This is a genomic window from Thioalkalivibrio sp. XN279, from assembly GCF_011089885.1.
Lineage (GTDB): Bacteria > Pseudomonadota > Gammaproteobacteria > Steroidobacterales > XN24 > XN24.
Map to the genome: position 1 here is coordinate 1 of NZ_JAANBD010000018.1, position 1,112 is coordinate 1,112.

Consider the following 1,112-nt stretch of genomic DNA (forward strand, 5'->3'; position numbering starts at 1 on the left):
GGAACTTCTCCAGCTCGGCCTCGAAGTTGCCGCGGCCGAACTCGCCCACGCAACCCATCGCCTTCTTCTTCACCGCAATGTGACCGTTCACCATGCCGTTCACGCCTTCGGCCATGACGCGGTAATCGCCCTCGAAGCTCTCGGCGTCGATGTACACGTCGATGTCGCCCTTGTCGTGCTCGATCGACATGTGGTTCATCTGCTTGATGATCCCGGTCACGCTGGCCTGGACTTCGCCCACGGCCCGCACGACTTCGCCCACCTCGTCCTTGGCGTCGGATTCGAGCTTGAAGTTAAAGTCGCCGGCGGCCATTTTCTTGGCGGCTTCCAGCACCTGTCCGACCGGGCGGGCGATGGAGCGTGCGATGAGGAAGGCCAGCAGGATGGCGATCAGCACTGCGGCGGTGGAGAGGCCGATGACGATCACCCGGCCGCTGGCCGCGGCTTCCATCGCGCGGTCGCCGCCCTGCTGCATCAGGCCGTCCTGGAACTCGATCAGCTCCCTGATTGCTTCAAGGTAATTGTCCTGTGCTTCCATCATCCGGCCCGTCAGCAACTCTTCAGCTGCTTCGTTCTCGCCGGCGCGGATGAGCTCCTGCAGATCCGTCAGCGCGGCCACGAAGACCGGCCGGGTCGCCTGGACGCCGGCCAGCGCCTGCTTGCCCTCGGGCGAGGTGATGTTCGCCTCGAGCAACTCGATGTTGCGAGTGATTTCAGCTGAGGCCTGCGGGATCTTGTTAAGTTCGGTCTCTATGGCGGAGCGATCGCTGAGCAGGAGTGCCTGCCGAGAAACAATAGCCGTCACGTTGACCTGGCGGACGACGTTCACCGCCCAGGTGGTCTTCGGGTACAGGTCATGCGCCATGATGTCGATTTCTTTGGACAGGCTGCCCATGCGAGTCACGCTGGTCACTGCAACGACCACCAGCAGCAAGACCACGGCTGCAAAGGCGATAGCCAGCCTGGTACCAATCTTCAAGTTCTTCACGGTATTTCCCCTTCAGTACATTGTCAGTTTCAGGCCGCTGCCTGGTCGACCAGGCCCATGTCCTCGGCGGTCATGAGTTTTTCGATGTCGATGATGATGATCATGCGTTCGTCGACGGTGGCGA

1 protein-coding gene is annotated in these 1,112 nt (G+C 61.4%); it reads right to left on the reverse strand.

The features are described from left to right. The coding region (locus tag G8346_RS02860) for an MCP four helix bundle domain-containing protein (protein WP_166048048.1) at positions 1 to 988 on the reverse strand (988 nt) is incomplete at its 3' end. Between the last annotated feature and the right edge of the window lie 124 nt (positions 989 to 1,112).